General features: G+C 70.0%; 13 protein-coding genes. 2 read left to right on the forward strand and 11 right to left on the reverse strand.

What is annotated here, in order from left to right; all coding sequences use genetic code 11:
- Positions 1-18: 18 nt before the first annotated feature.
- Positions 19-414, forward strand: coding sequence for a hypothetical protein (locus ACWV17_RS05595; protein WP_455358709.1), 396 nt, complete (start codon positions 19-21; stop codon positions 412-414).
- A 111-nt stretch (positions 415-525) separates the two neighbouring features.
- Here the strand turns inward: ACWV17_RS05595 and ACWV17_RS05600 are convergent, their stop codons facing one another.
- From ACWV17_RS05600 to ACWV17_RS05610, 3 genes are all read right to left on the reverse strand, one after another.
- Positions 526-1263, reverse strand: coding sequence for a class I SAM-dependent methyltransferase (locus ACWV17_RS05600; RefSeq protein ID WP_455358710.1), 738 nt, complete (start codon positions 1261-1263; stop codon positions 526-528).
- 452 nt (positions 1264-1715) lie between these two features.
- Complete coding sequence (locus ACWV17_RS05605) at positions 1716-2942, reverse strand: MFS transporter (RefSeq protein ID WP_455358711.1); 1227 nt, start codon at positions 2940-2942, stop codon at positions 1716-1718.
- Between the two features lie 46 nt (positions 2943-2988).
- Positions 2989-3888, reverse strand: coding sequence for an aldo/keto reductase (locus tag ACWV17_RS05610; RefSeq protein ID WP_455358712.1), 900 nt, complete (start codon positions 3886-3888; stop codon positions 2989-2991).
- A 78-nt stretch (positions 3889-3966) separates the two neighbouring features.
- On the opposite strand from ACWV17_RS05610, the gene ACWV17_RS05615 reads away from it, so the two are divergent.
- Positions 3967-4473 (forward strand): DinB family protein, encoded by a 507-nt coding sequence (locus ACWV17_RS05615; protein ID WP_455358713.1) that lies wholly within the window; start codon positions 3967-3969, stop codon positions 4471-4473.
- 227 nt (positions 4474-4700) lie between these two features.
- Here the strand turns inward: ACWV17_RS05615 and ACWV17_RS05620 are convergent, their stop codons facing one another.
- The 8 genes from ACWV17_RS05620 to ACWV17_RS05655 all read right to left on the reverse strand — a co-directional run bounded on the left by ACWV17_RS05620 (position 4701) and on the right by ACWV17_RS05655 (position 12727).
- Positions 4701-5534: a prepilin peptidase gene (locus tag ACWV17_RS05620; RefSeq protein WP_455358714.1), complete on the reverse strand. Its 834-nt coding sequence runs from the start codon at positions 5532-5534 to the stop codon at positions 4701-4703.
- Positions 5535-5600: 66 nt separating this feature from the next.
- Entirely contained in the window at positions 5601-6140 is a 540-nt protein-coding gene (locus ACWV17_RS05625) for a YrhB domain-containing protein (RefSeq protein ID WP_455358715.1), read from the reverse strand.
- Positions 6141-6164: 24 nt separating this feature from the next.
- A complete protein-coding gene (locus tag ACWV17_RS05630; RefSeq protein ID WP_455358716.1) occupies positions 6165-6599 on the reverse strand; it encodes a DUF3592 domain-containing protein in 435 nt (144 codons plus the stop codon).
- Between the two features lie 14 nt (positions 6600-6613).
- Entirely contained in the window at positions 6614-7198 is a 585-nt protein-coding gene (locus tag ACWV17_RS05635; RefSeq protein WP_455358746.1) for a hypothetical protein, read from the reverse strand.
- A 53-nt stretch (positions 7199-7251) separates the two neighbouring features.
- Positions 7252-8877: a hypothetical protein gene (locus tag ACWV17_RS05640; protein WP_455358717.1), complete on the reverse strand. Its 1626-nt coding sequence runs from the start codon at positions 8875-8877 to the stop codon at positions 7252-7254.
- A gap of 210 nt (positions 8878-9087) precedes the next feature.
- Positions 9088-9591: a hypothetical protein gene (locus ACWV17_RS05645; RefSeq protein ID WP_455352736.1), complete on the reverse strand. Its 504-nt coding sequence runs from the start codon at positions 9589-9591 to the stop codon at positions 9088-9090.
- The gene (locus ACWV17_RS05650) at positions 9588-10298 is read right to left on the reverse strand and encodes a hypothetical protein (RefSeq protein ID WP_455358718.1); all 711 of its coding nucleotides are present in this window, start codon (positions 10296-10298) and stop codon (positions 9588-9590) included. Before ACWV17_RS05650 ends, ACWV17_RS05645 begins: the two co-directional genes overlap by 4 nt.
- Positions 10299-10330: 32 nt before the next feature.
- Positions 10331-12727, reverse strand: coding sequence for a Tox-REase-5 domain-containing protein (locus ACWV17_RS05655; RefSeq protein ID WP_455358719.1), 2397 nt, complete (start codon positions 12725-12727; stop codon positions 10331-10333).
- Between the last annotated feature and the right edge of the window lie 73 nt (positions 12728-12800).

Genomic DNA, 12800 nt, shown 5'->3' on the forward strand with positions numbered 1-12800 from the left:
CGAACGGCCGCTGAACGCGTGGCTCAGTCCCTCACCGACCTCAGCGACCACCGCGTCGTCGTGATGGCCGTGGCCGCGTTCGACGATTCGGTGCAGCAGGCAGACGCGGCTCGACTCCTCGGTCTTCAGCTCGACAACACCACGGACTACCCGGCAGCCGCGATCGACGTGAGCGTCGACGACGTGCCACTACGCGTCTTTGCCAACGCAGCGGCTGATGGACCGCACCTGACGTCGGATCTCGCCAACGCGATTGCCGACGTGGCCCAGGAGTACCTGGGCAGCGAGCCGTTTCCACCGTGCCCCGGCCACGCACACCCGATGGCGGTGTCGGTCGGGAACGGCCGGGTCTTCTGGTGCTGCCCCCACGACCGGGACACCGCACGGTGGGAGCTGTCGCTGTCCGAACTCTGAACGCGCGGCGTGCGGTGTGCGCCGGCGCGAGGCCCTGTGGCTTGCCAGCCACAGGGCCTGGCGCCCGTTGAGCTACCGTCAGGCGTATGCAGTTTGAGCATTAGAACTGCATTACTCGCTGGTCTCGCGGCGGAACAGGGCTGTCCAGAGGAAGGGTTCGCCGAAGCGGGGCGACTCGGGCGGTTCGCCGTGCATGCGGCGCAGTTCGACCTCCGTCAGGTCGGAGAAGATCCAGCGCAGGGACTCCGGTGTGTAGGCGAGGCCGCCATGGAGGCGGGACTGGCGATAGAAGTCGGAGTCGGGGAGTTCGGACCCCATCTCGCCGGATGCGAAGCAGCTGAGGGCCAAATGGCCTCCGGGGGCGAGGAGGCGATCGATGAGGTCGAGGTAGCTGATGCGGCGGTGCGGCGGCAGATGGTGGAAGCAGCCGGAATCGCAGATCAGGTCGTACGGGCCGCCCAGTTCGGTACCGGTGAGGGCGAAGGCGTCGCCGCAGTGGAATCGGACCTCGGCCCCCGCCTCGCGGGCGCGGTCCTCGGCCCAGGCGACGGCCGCCGGGGAGAGGTCGACCGCATCCACCTCGAAGCCCAGCGAGGCGAGATGGAGTGCGTTGCGGCCCGGCCCGCAACCCAGGTCGAGGGCACGACCCCCGGTGATCAGGCCGCGGTCGAGGTACGAGACCAGGTGCTCGTCCGGCTTGGCCACGAAGAACGGCACCGGCCTTGAGCGGTCCTCGTAGAAGCCGTCCCACCAAGAGGCCGCGCCGGCCGTCCATCGGTCGGCCTCCTCATCGAACAGGCCGTCCAGGAGCCTCAAAACATCGTCCACGGTGCGTATGTTCCGGTCCATCCGAACCCCTTTCCCCATCAGGCAATTATAGGTTCGACTGATACAAAATCCCAGGTCAGACAGGGTGACGGGACAGTGTCGCCAGCCCTGTAGAGGGCTCGGCCGAGGAGGGGAGGGGCCTCACCCGCAGGTGAGGTCGCACGCCTGCTGACGAACCCGTCGAAGGCCGCCACGGGGGCAATCCCAGCCGCCCCGAGCCGAGTTTCTGGGGTGATCCGCCGGACCGAGGCCACTGAACACAGCGCGGCCGCCCCGAGCCTCAGGTGGGGCCCCGCTCCCCGGGGCCGCCCGACACTCATCCGCACCAGCGGGACGGGGCGGACGGTCAGGGGTGGCCGTAGGCCATCGCGCAGCGACGCGACGCAGGAGCGCCCTTGACGGTCCGACCCGGCCCGCCATACTCACCAACCGGGCGGCCCCGGGTTTCGCCGCACAACGAACCCCGGCGGCCGTCACCCCCGTCCCCCCACCCCCCTCAGCGCCAGCGCCGTCGCTGCCGTCGCGAGCAGCCCTCCCGCGCCCGCCGCCAGGAAGACCACCGGCGGGTTCGTGGCGTCGAGCAGCACTCCACCCGCCAGGTACGAGACCGCCGCGGCCACCCCGATCGCCCCGTACAGGCTGCCGAAGACGCGGCCCAGCAGCCCCGTCGGCACCGTCCGCTGGATCAGGGTGTTCGTCGCCACGTCCATCGCCGCGATGCCGAGGCCGCGCGTCGCCTGCACGGCGAACGCAGCGGCCACCGACCAGGCCAGGCCGGTCAGCAGGTTGCCCGCGCTGCTCACCGCGAAGCCCACCAGCAGCAGTACGGTCATCGAGAGCTTCGGCCCCCGGCTGCCGAGCAACGCGTACCCCGCGAACAGCCCGATGCCGACCGCCGCCAGCAGCAGACCGACCGCGGAGTCGCCGCCGTTCAGCGTGTCCTTGGCCAGGAAGACCAGCGCGACGTCGTCGACCGCGTTGAACGCCACCACGGCGAAGAAGCCGAGCCCGATCGCCCGCAGCAGCGGAGTCGTCGTGATGTGACGCAGGCCGTCCTTCGTGTCGCTCCACACCGTCCTCGCGGTGGTCCCCTCGGCCGTCGCCGACGGCCCCCGCCGCCCCGCGGGCAGCAGGGCCAGCAGCGCCGCCGACAGCAGGAACGTGCCGGCGTCGACCAGCAGTACGCCTCGTACATCCAGCAGCGGCAGGAGCAGCGCCGCGACCAGCGGGCCCAGCGTCTCGCCGCCGTTGGTGCCCAGCCCCACGGCGGCGTTGGCACCCTCGAGGTCACGGTCGCGTACGAGCGAGGGAACGATCGCGCGCGAGGCGGGCTGGAAGATCTGGCCCGCGAGCGCACGCAGCCCGACGAGAAGGAGCAGTACGGGCAGGGCGGGCAGCCAGAGCGCGATCAGTGCCATCAGCGCCGCTTGCACCAGCTCACAGGTGATCATGACCCGCTTGTGGTCGAACCGGTCGGTGATCACGCCGGTGAGCGGCCCGAGCAGCGCCGGTGCGAAGTCGCCGACGAGCAGCAGCAGCGCCACCGCCAGGGCCTGCCCGGTGGAGTCCGCGACGTACAGCATCAGAGTGACGAGGCTCAGGGAGTCGCCGAGGAAGGACACCGTGCGGGCGGCCCACAGCACGCGGAACGGCCGGTTCGCGCGGATGAGCCGGAGCGCCCCGGCGGGTTTGGTTTCCACCCGGTGGATGTTCCCGGACAGCCCGACCACCGGGCCACGGGATTACTTACTCACCAACCGGATGGAGGGACTCGAGGAGGGTGAGTTCGTCCGCCGAGAGCCGCAGCGCGCCGGCGGCCACGTTGTCGGTCAGGTGGTCCGGATTGCCGGTGCCCGGGATGGCCAGTACGTGCGGTCCGCGCTGCAGCGTCCATGCCAGCCGGACCTGCGCGGCCGTCGCCCCGTGTGCGCGCGCGACGGCGAGCACCTCGGCACTGTCGGCGTCGCTTGCGCCCGCCTCTCGCCCGGCACCGGCGATGGCGAAGAACGGCACGAACGCGACGCCCTCCTCACCGCAGGCGTGCAGGAAATCGTGGTCCTCGGATGACGCGCCGACGCCGTAGGGGTTCTGCACGCACACCACCGGCGCGAGGGCCTGGGCCTCGGCGAGGTGGTCGGGCCTGGCGTTGGAGATGCCCAGGTGGCGGATGAGTCCGGCGGCGCGCAGGTCTGCCAGTACACCGAAATGCTCGGCGATCGAACCGGTCGTCTCCTTCCTCGGGACGCGCAGGTTCACCACGTCGAGGTGGTCGCGGCCGAGCTGGCGCAGGTTCTCCTCGACCTGGCCGCGCAGTAGGCCCGGGGTGGCCCACCACCACTCCCCCGACGGGTCCCGGCCCGGTCCGACCTTGGTGGTGATCACCAGGTCGTCCGGGTAGGGGGCCAGTGCGTTGTTGATCAGCTCGTTGGCGGAGCGCAGCGGCGAGAAGTAGAACGCGGCGGTGTCGACGTGGTTGACGCCGAGTTCGACCGCGCGGCGGAGCACGGTGATCGCCCGGTCCCGGTCGCTGGGAGACCCGTCGGCGTTCGCCGTCAGGCGCATCGCGCCGAATCCGATGCGGTTGACTGTCAGGTCGCCGAGCTTCCAGGTGCCGGCGGCCGCCGCGTTGATCGTCTTTGAGGCCATCACGGAAGTCTGACACCTCGCTCGCCGTAGGCGGCGGCCGCAAGCACCCCGCTTGGCATCGCTTGGCATGATGACGCGATGGAAGATCAGCAGAGAAGTGCACCTCCGCAGGTGGCCGACGAGCGTGCAACGCTCACCGGCTTCCTTCAGTACCAGCGCGAGACCCTGGCCCTGAAGTGCGCCGGGCTGACCACCGAGCAGCTCAGGGAAAGAGCCGTTTCCCCCTCGGGTCTGTCCCTGCTCGGGCTGATACGGCACATGGCCGAGGTGGAGCGGGGCTGGTTCCGCAACGTGCTGAACGACGAGCGGGCCAGGGCCCATTGGCCGGGGGGCCGGCCTGGAGAGTTCGCCGAGTTCGACATCGACTCAGCCGATCCCGACGAAGCGTTCAAGGTCTGGCACGAGGAGTGCGCGCGGTCCCGCGCGATCGTGAACGCCGCCGAATCCCTTGACACCCCCGGGCGTTACGGCGACGAGGTGTACTCGCTGCGCTACATCCTCACCCACATGATCGAGGAGTACGCGAGGCACAACGGCCACGCGGACCTGCTCCGCGAGCGCATCGATGGAACCACCGGGGAGTAGCTGAGCGCGTGGGTGATCAACTACGGGCCGGCGGGGCAGGTCCCGCGCCGCTCAGGCCGGTCCTTCCGCCGTCAGTTGGCGTATCGCGGAGTCCCAGGAGTACGGCAGGGCGCGTACGGCCTCGGGGAGCAGAGGCGCCTCCGTGTCGTCTTCCGTCGTCATCACGAGACTCCCAGGTACTCCACCGCACTGGACGACCAGACATGGGCCGGCGTCCCGGAGTTGCGTCAGGCGCCGAGTGCGCCGAGCAGCAGACCGGTCAGGGTTCCCGCCGCCATGAACGGCCCGAAGGGGATGGCGGTCTTACGGCCCCCGCGGCGCAGGGCGACGAGGCCGAGTCCGTACACCGAGCCGAACAGGAAGCCGGCGAAGGCGCCGACGAAGAGCACCGGCCAGCCGTACCAGCCCAGCGCTATTCCCAGGCTGACGGCCAGCTTCACATCGCCGAAGCCCATGCCTTTCGGGTTGATCAGGAAGAGGACGAAATACCCGCCGCCGAGGGCGAGTCCACCGAGGAGCGCGTTCGGCCAGGATCCCGCGGACTCAGGCAGCAGGGCCGCAACGCCCAGCAGCGCGGTGGTCGCGACGGCCAGCGGCAGGGTCAGGACATCGGGCAGCCGGTGGACAGCCAGGTCGATCGCGCCCAGCAGTACGACGACGGGGGCGAGCAACAGCCATACGACCAGCTCAGGCCGAGTACCGGTGGCCGCGGCGAGGGCGGCGCAGACCAGTGCGGTGACGAGGGGGGCGATGAGTTCGGGGGCGTAACGGGCGGCGGGCAGGGAGGCCGTGGGTGCGGAGGTGTCGGCCACGGCACCGGCCGCCGCACCGGCCGCGGTACCGGCCGTCACCGTCGTACGGGCCGCGCGGGCACGGCCGCAGTCGCGGCAGTGCGCACGGCCGAGCCAGCCACGGGCCGGGCCCGTGAGGGGGTGGCCCGCGTGGCAGGCATCGCGGGTGTCCTCCTCCGGCTCGACGGAGAGCCGGTACGCGGCACGCGGCACGAACAGCCCGGCGGCGGCACCCCATACGGCGGCGAGAATGATCAGCAGCGGTTCCACACTGCAGACCTTACGAGCGGTTTCCGGGCGCGTCATGGGCCCTGGGGCCCATGTGGGGCCCAGCTTTCAGCCGGCCCGTGTGCGTCCTCTCTGGATGGTGTGGACGCTGAGGACGGGGTCCGGTTCGGGGACGAGGGCCTTGGTGGAGACTGCCACGAGATGGGCCGGTGCGGAGCCGCTCTGCAGAGCATTGACGTACTCGACGACCTCCGCGTGAGCAAGCGCCGGAATCGCTTGTCGCAGCACGTGCATGGCGAAGATCCGACCGCGAGTTGCTGTCGTCCGGCGTATCTCGTCGTGCAGGTTGTCCACCGCTGTTCGTGTTGCCGTCTTCCGGATGCGGGTCCGGTAGTCCGCTTCCCACGCGCCGGTGACCGAGGACACCACACCAATCGAGTGCAGTCCGCCATCAACGCGATCGACGAGATACGGGCCATTGCCCACCAGCAGCTGAGAGGGGTCTCCCGTCCGCACATACTCCGCGGACTGGTAGGAGACAATCCACGCCAGTTCGTGCTCCTCAACATGCGCCACCAGCAACTGCCCCGGCGACTCACGTTCCAGCTGCGCCTCCACCAGCCGGACGGCGAATTCACGGTCGATCATTGAAAACCACCCCTGCCAGGAACGTCAGCCGGCCAGGACGCCGACGGCGATGCCCATCCAGACCAGGGTGACCAGCCCCACCGCGATACCCGAGAGCATGTAGCGCCTGACCGGCCCCCCAAACCCGGGCCCGGCGCTGGTCGCGGCCTTGGACGGGTCCGGGGCGTCCGGGTCGTAGGTGATGGTCACCGCGTCCCCCTGCCGGATGCGGCGCGCCGCGGCCTCGTCGAACTCGACCGTCCTGCCGTCGGCGGTCCGGAAACTGAAGGTGTGCACCACGCTCGGGTGGGTGTCCGAGTCGAACGAACTGGACTCCACCCGCACGCATACGCCCGGAGCCGTCACCCCTCGGCGCAGGATTCGGCGGATCCTCAGCGCACGGCGCAGGTAGTGAACGGTCAGCCAGCCGAAGAACGCGATGGCCAGCCCGAGTCCGAGTACGGCGCCAAGGTCGTCCATGGTCGGGCCGGCCCTCACTTGACGGTGATGCTGTTGACGAACGAGTCGATCTGCGCCTCCGTGAGCGAGCCCTTCACCGCGTTGATCCGGACCGCGAAGCAGGTGCCCTTGGAGTCCAGCCCGGCCACCAGCACACCGGTCATACGGGTCCCCTTCTTCGGGGTCCGCTCCTCCCCCGTGGACGTGAACTCGTAGTCGAGGCGCCTGGCTTCCGACGCCTCCTCGTCCCCGTGCAGCTGGACGTCGGAGTTGCCCTTGTGCGTGGAGCCGAGGCCCACACCGGCCCCCGCCGCGGCCTCCGCCTCCTCCGGGCTGTTCACGCCCGTCGCGAAGTCGAGCTGTACGGAGACCATGCCGGTCCGCAGGCCGCCCGCGGTCTGCAGCGCCACGGCGGCATTGTGCTTGCTGCGCTCGCTCGCCGGCTGCTCCTGGTAACCCTCGGGGTAGCCGACCGTCAGGCTCCTGGTGTCCAGCGTTCCCCACCCGTCAGGTACCTCCGCCGCGGTCCCCTTGGTGCCGCAGCTGGCGAGCAGAGCGCCGGCCAGCAGAGCAGCGGCGAGGGAACCGGCACCACGAGTGAGGGCGTTACGGACCTTCATGGAGTTGCTCACTCTCTGGCTCGTCGGGTGGCTTACGGGGTGCGAATTCTCTCTCAGCCCGCACAGTAGCTGTAGGGAACATACGCGCGGCTGCCGTCCGCACGGGGCGCCCCCAGGAACTGCGCCTCGCTCAGCGACTCGCTCTTCTTCTCGTTCGAGATCGAGAAGCCGAGGCTCGCGCCGAGGGAGATCTCGAATCCGTACTCCTCTGCGTTGATGGTGCCGTCGTACGCGATCCTGCTGGACATTCCCCGCTGGAACATCATCCGGTCGAAGGCGCTGTCGTTTCCGGCGGCCTTCGTCAGGTCGTGATCGGTGAACATGTACGTGAAGGGCGCCGTGTTGTCACCGGAACCGTCGAGCCAGGCCTCGGCCGTCGCACGGTCCTTGGCCACCTGCTCCTGGTCCCCCGGCTCGGGGTCCTTGTCGAAAACGACCGAGTTGGTCTCGATCTCAATCGTCACATCGCTGTCGCCGCCCTTGACCTTGCCCTTGCCGCCGCGCTTGTCGTCGTCCTTCTTACCGTTGTCGCCGCCGATGTCGGCCTTGTCGGACGTCCTGCCCTTCTCGACGGTCTGCGCGAGGTCGATCCTGAGCAGCTCGCCCGTCTCCAGATCACGCGTGACGGTCATGGCTCCGGTCCGGGCGTCCTGTGCGCCGGAGCCGCCCTTGACCGGCCCGGCTTCGTACGTGGCCTCCGTGCCGTAATCGAGCTTGGCGGTGTAGGTGTACGACTTGGTCTTGCGGAAGTTGTCGGTGGTGACAGTCACTCCGGGCGAGATCTTGACGTTGCCGCCGAGCGCGGCGGACAGCTTCTTGTCGTCGCCCGCGCTGATCTTGAGGCCGCCGTCGGCGGACACGTTGACGTCGGCCGAGGCCTGGCTGATCTGCCGGTCGTCTCCCAGCCTCTTCTCGATCCGGTCGCGCAGCTCCTCCTCCTTGGCCATCGGGCCCTTGCCGAAGAGGTAGAGGAGGCTGTTGCCGAGCCCACCGCCGCGGGCATTGCTGTGCCGGTTGCTCTGCTCCCACATCTTCAGCTCTTCGAGGTCCTCGCGAACCGCCTTCGCTTCTGCCTCACTCTTGAAGACCCAGGTGTCGCCATTGGTGACCTTGATCCCCGCGCCCAGGTCGACATCGGCCTTGCCGAGCTTGCCGAGCTTCACACCGGGGGTACTCCCGGTGACGCCGGCGGACGCCGCGTCGGTGAAGGTCAGGTAGACCATCTTGTCGTCGCCGTCCACCTTGCCGTCCTCGTTCACATCGGTCTTGGCCTGGAAGACCTTCTCCTGGAAGCCGTACTCCTCGCCCCACTCGAACCAGCCGATCTTGGCCTTGCCGCCGGATGTGTCGGTATCCGTGGAGAGGTTGCACAGCTTCGGCTCGAAGTCGGCATCTGTCTTCGGGCCGGTGCCCTCGGGGGTGGACGCGGTGCAGTTGCCGCCGACCGCCCGGCAGATGGCCGCGGCTATCTCGGCGGCTATCTGCTGTCCGATGCCGGTCGCGACGAGCGCCCCGACGGCCGCGATGACGACTACGAGGGTGCCGATGTAGTCGACAGCGGTCTGCCCCTGGTCGCCGAATCGCGTTCGTCGACGGCCACGCCCACGCCCATGGCCGTGCCCACGCTCATGCCCACGGCCATGCGTGCCTGGCTGCGGAATACCCTCGCCCTGCTTCACGGCATCTCCCGTACGGACTGCTGTCGCATCGACTGGTCAACAGCCGTCAGCCAAGCAGCGCCGGGGATGGGGCACATGGGCCCTGGGACCCCATGGTCACGGGTCGCGGGCCCAAAGTCCGGCGGGCCCGAAGACATGGGCCACCCAGGACCCAAACCGCAGGACCGGGGCCCGGGGCCCAGTCAAGGACGGGAGGGGCCGTCGCCGGGCTCAGTGACCCCGGCCGGGGAAGCCCTCGTCCGAACTCGTCACCGCCGCGAAGAGCACCACCGGCTCCTCCGCGTCCATCTGCCCGGCGCCGACCGCGAGCCGGCGGTCGCCGACCCGCCAGACCGCCAGGTCGTCGAAGTAGCCCAGCTCGCACAGGGCCGCGAAGAACGGCGGCATCGCCGCGCCCTCCGCGTCCAGCTCTGCGTACGGCTCCATCTCCACCCGCACGCGCTCACCCCAGCGCGTGTCGAGGGCGAGAATCACGCCCCACTTCTCGGACTCGAACTCCTCGTGGGCGGCGACGAGGGCCTCGCCGTCCTCGTCGTCCCAGAACTCCTCGCTCACCCGGAGCGCCACGATCGCGAAGTCCTCGCCGTACGCGGACCGGCCCGGATCCACGCAGCCCGGCCACGGCGGGGCGAACCCGGCCGTGGCCAGGGCCTCGATGGCGGCGACGCGGGCGTCGACGGCCGCCTTGAACTCCAGCGCGTCCCGGCCGGTCACAGCTTGGGCCGGTCCGCCGGGAAGGGCAGCGCTTCCAGCGCCCCGGCATCGGCCAGGATCCGCTGCGCGGCGAGCACCTCCTGCGTCACGGTGCCGATGGCGAGGACCGCTCCCCCGTGCCCGGCGTCCAGACGCCGCGCCGGGAAGTCCTCGGGAACCCGGGCCGCCCGGTTCGCGGAGAGGTGGACCGCCCATCCCACCCGGGGGTCCGCGGCGGACAGGCCGTACGCCGACTTGACCGCCTCGAACAGCTCACGGTCGTACACGAGACCGCAGTCCGCGTCCCACACGTCAGCCAGTACGGCCAGGACCGCATCGAACCGGCCGTCGAGCGGCGGGGCCTGCGCGCCGGGTCCGGCGAACAGGTTGAGCGTGGCGGTGAACGGCGTGTACTCGTCCGTCCCGCCGGCCGAGATCCGCAGCCGGGCGTAGCCGCCGTCCGGCTGCCGGCCCACCACGAAGCCCGTCCAGCCGATGAGGTCCGCGTCGTCCTGCGGATTGGCCGCCTCCAGCGCCGCGGCGAACTCCTTCGCGTCCGCCGGGACCGCCGGACCCGGCGCGGGGCCGTCCACGTCCCAGCGCCACTGGCCCAGCTCACCGCCGGACGCCGCGGTCAGCCTGTCGAGCAGGCTGAGCCAGCGCTCCGCCAGTACCTGCGGGCTCTCGCCGCGCGGTCCCCATTCGACCGTCACGATCACTTCGGTCATGGTGGATGTTCCTGCCTCTCCCCTGCTTCTGCCTACTTCTCCCAGGGCGTGTGCTTGACGATCACCCTGACACGAGCCTCGTCGAAGGCCTTCTGCGCCGCGTCGGCCGCCTGCTTGTTGGAGAAGTTCCATTCCACCGGCTTGCCGTTCGCGGCACGCAGCTGCCGCCGCGCCTGCTCCACGAACTTCTTCGCCTGTGCGGGCTCCAGGGTGCCATCCGGCCGGACCTTCTTGCCGTACCCGAACTTGGCCTCCTTGTACGTCTTGGTGGCCGAGTCCCAGCCGTCGAAGTCCACGTCCCGGCCGGTCTTCGGGTCCTTCACGGCGTACTCCTTGCCGCGCTTGACCTTGGAGACCTGTTCCTGGAAGCGCATCCAGTTCTCCATCTTCGGCCCGTACGCGACGGACTTCTTGGACTTCCACTTGCCGTCGCCGCCGTCCACGGAGCCCTTGCGCGGGTTCTTCAGGTCGCCGTACCAGGAGGGCTTCTTCCACTTCGCGACCGCCTTGCGGCCGGCCTCCTTCTCCGCCGCCTTCGCCGCGTCGGCGTCCTTCTGCGCCTTCTCGGCGGCGTCGATCTCCTCCTGGCTGGCGCCGTCGCAGCCCTTCGGCTTCCCGGTGACGAGGACGACGGGCCTGCCGTTGACGCGGTAGGCCGCCCGGAACTCGCCCGCGGCGTTGACCCCGCCGGCGAAGGACGGTGGCGTACCGCCGACCGGTATCCGGGCCGGAGCCGGGGCGGAGCGGATCACGCAGCCCTTGTCCGCCAGCTCCTTCGCTGCGTCGTCGGCGTGCTTCTGCGCCTCGTCGGCCGCCTTCTCCGCCGCCTTGACATCGCCCTTCTCAGCCGCCTTACGGGCCTTCTCGGCGGCCTTCGAGGCTTTCTCCGCGGCCTTGCCGAGTGCACCCAACTTGCCGAGCTTGCCCAGTTTGCCGAGCTTGCTGGCTACCTTGGCTCCGTTGTAGCCAGGGATGAAGAACGAGCCGACGTTCCAGACGACGTTCGAGGCCGCCCTCGTCTTCTCCCCGTTGTTCCACATGTCGCGGACGTCGTCACCGACGAAGATGTCGTCGCCGACCTTGACGACCGTGTTCACCGAGGCACCGCCCCAGTCGGTCAGCGCGTCGAAGTAGTCACCGTTCTCCCACTTCTCGCCGGCGTCCTTGGAGTCCTTGGACCACTGGTCGCCCAGGGCGCTGCCGTAGTCCGCCATCCCCGACCAGGTGTCGGCGCTGAAGAGGTCGCCGATGCCGGTGACGTCGCCCCAGAACCCGTCGACGAAGAGGCCCTCGCCGACCTGGCCGACGCGGTCGGCCGCGCAGGAGAAGAAGCCCCAGCCCCCGCAGTCCTCCTCCTCCTCGTCGCCGCCTCCGTCGTCGGCCGGCGCGTCCCCTTCCCAGCCGGGCTCGCCCTCGGCGGCGTCACTCCTGTCGTCGTCGGTGTCCTCGTAGACGACGCTGTCGGTGCCCTCTCCGGCCTGGGTGCCGCCGGAGCCGCCGCCGGTTCCGCCGGTGGACTCGCCTCCGGTTCCGCCGGAGCCGCTGCCGGTTCCGCCGGTGGACTCCCCTCCGGTGGCCGCGTCACCGCCGGACGCCGATCCCGAACCGCCGGAGGACCCACCGCCGTTCGCGGCACCACCCGAGCCGGAGCCATTGCCGCCGTCCGTGCCGCCTGAGCCGGTGGCACCCTCGGTATCCGCGCCCTCGGTGTCCGCGCCCTCGCCCGCCTCGACGTTCGTACCACCGTCGTCCCCGCCGCAGTCCGAACCGCCGACCGCCTCACAGATCTTCGATCCCGCCGTCTTACCGATCTCGGACGTGAACCCGGCCGTCACCAGACCGGCGATCACCAGGATCACCACAACCAGCAGTCCGATGTACTCGACCGACGTCTGACCGCCGTCACGACGCCACCGGATCATCCGGGAGAGGCTGAACGGCCGCCACTCCTCCCGCTCACGCTCCTCGAGCAGGAACCACTCACGCACCGGCCGCCGGCACAGCAGCACGATGATGACGACCGGCAGCACCAGCTGCGTCACACCACGGCCATCGCCCTCCCCCAGGATCCGCAACGCCCCGAGGATCAGCCAGCCCTGAACACCCAGCAGGCCCCGCCAGACCCACACTCCGCCCAGCCACACCCGCAGGGAGAGTACGAACCCGGCCACCCCGGGCGCAGCCGCGTACAGCAGCAGCCCAAGCAGCTCGCCGTCCACCGCATCCACCGACGACGCCGCAAGCAGCACCCCGAACGCGCCCAGCACCGTGAACCCGAACAGCACGCGAACCAGGACCAACGCCACCCGCAACGGCCGTGGCCTCGGCCGCCTGCCGGACCCGTACACGGGCGGCACCTGGGCGGCGCCCGAACCCCCGTACGCGCCCTGCAGCCCAACTCCCGTGAATCCGCCACCCGTTACAGACATGATCCGAACGCTACTTCGAGGCCGACGGACCCGTCATGGGCCCCAGGACCCAAAGCCGCAGGCTCTGGGCCCA

This window comes from Streptomyces mabaensis (genome assembly GCF_053763515.1).

What these genes read in the sequence shown, in the direction of transcription:
- ACWV17_RS05615 (WP_455358713.1), top strand. Translation starts at nt 3,967, where the DNA reads ATGGAAGATCAGCAGAGAAGTGCACCTCCGCAGGTGGCCGACGAGCGT.
- ACWV17_RS05650 (WP_455358718.1), bottom strand. Translation starts at nt 10,298, where the DNA reads ATGACCGAAGTGATCGTGACGGTCGAATGGGGACCGCGCGGCGAGAGC.
- ACWV17_RS05610 (WP_455358712.1), bottom strand. Translation starts at nt 3,888, where the DNA reads ATGGCCTCAAAGACGATCAACGCGGCGGCCGCCGGCACCTGGAAGCTC.
- ACWV17_RS05630 (WP_455358716.1), bottom strand. Translation starts at nt 6,599, where the DNA reads ATGGACGACCTTGGCGCCGTACTCGGACTCGGGCTGGCCATCGCGTTC.
- ACWV17_RS05600 (WP_455358710.1), bottom strand. Translation starts at nt 1,263, where the DNA reads ATGGACCGGAACATACGCACCGTGGACGATGTTTTGAGGCTCCTGGAC.
- ACWV17_RS05635 (WP_455358746.1), bottom strand. Translation starts at nt 7,198, where the DNA reads ATGAAGGTCCGTAACGCCCTCACTCGTGGTGCCGGTTCCCTCGCCGCT.
- ACWV17_RS05655 (WP_455358719.1), bottom strand. Translation starts at nt 12,727, where the DNA reads ATGTCTGTAACGGGTGGCGGATTCACGGGAGTTGGGCTGCAGGGCGCG.
- ACWV17_RS05625 (WP_455358715.1), bottom strand. Translation starts at nt 6,140, where the DNA reads ATGATCGACCGTGAATTCGCCGTCCGGCTGGTGGAGGCGCAGCTGGAA.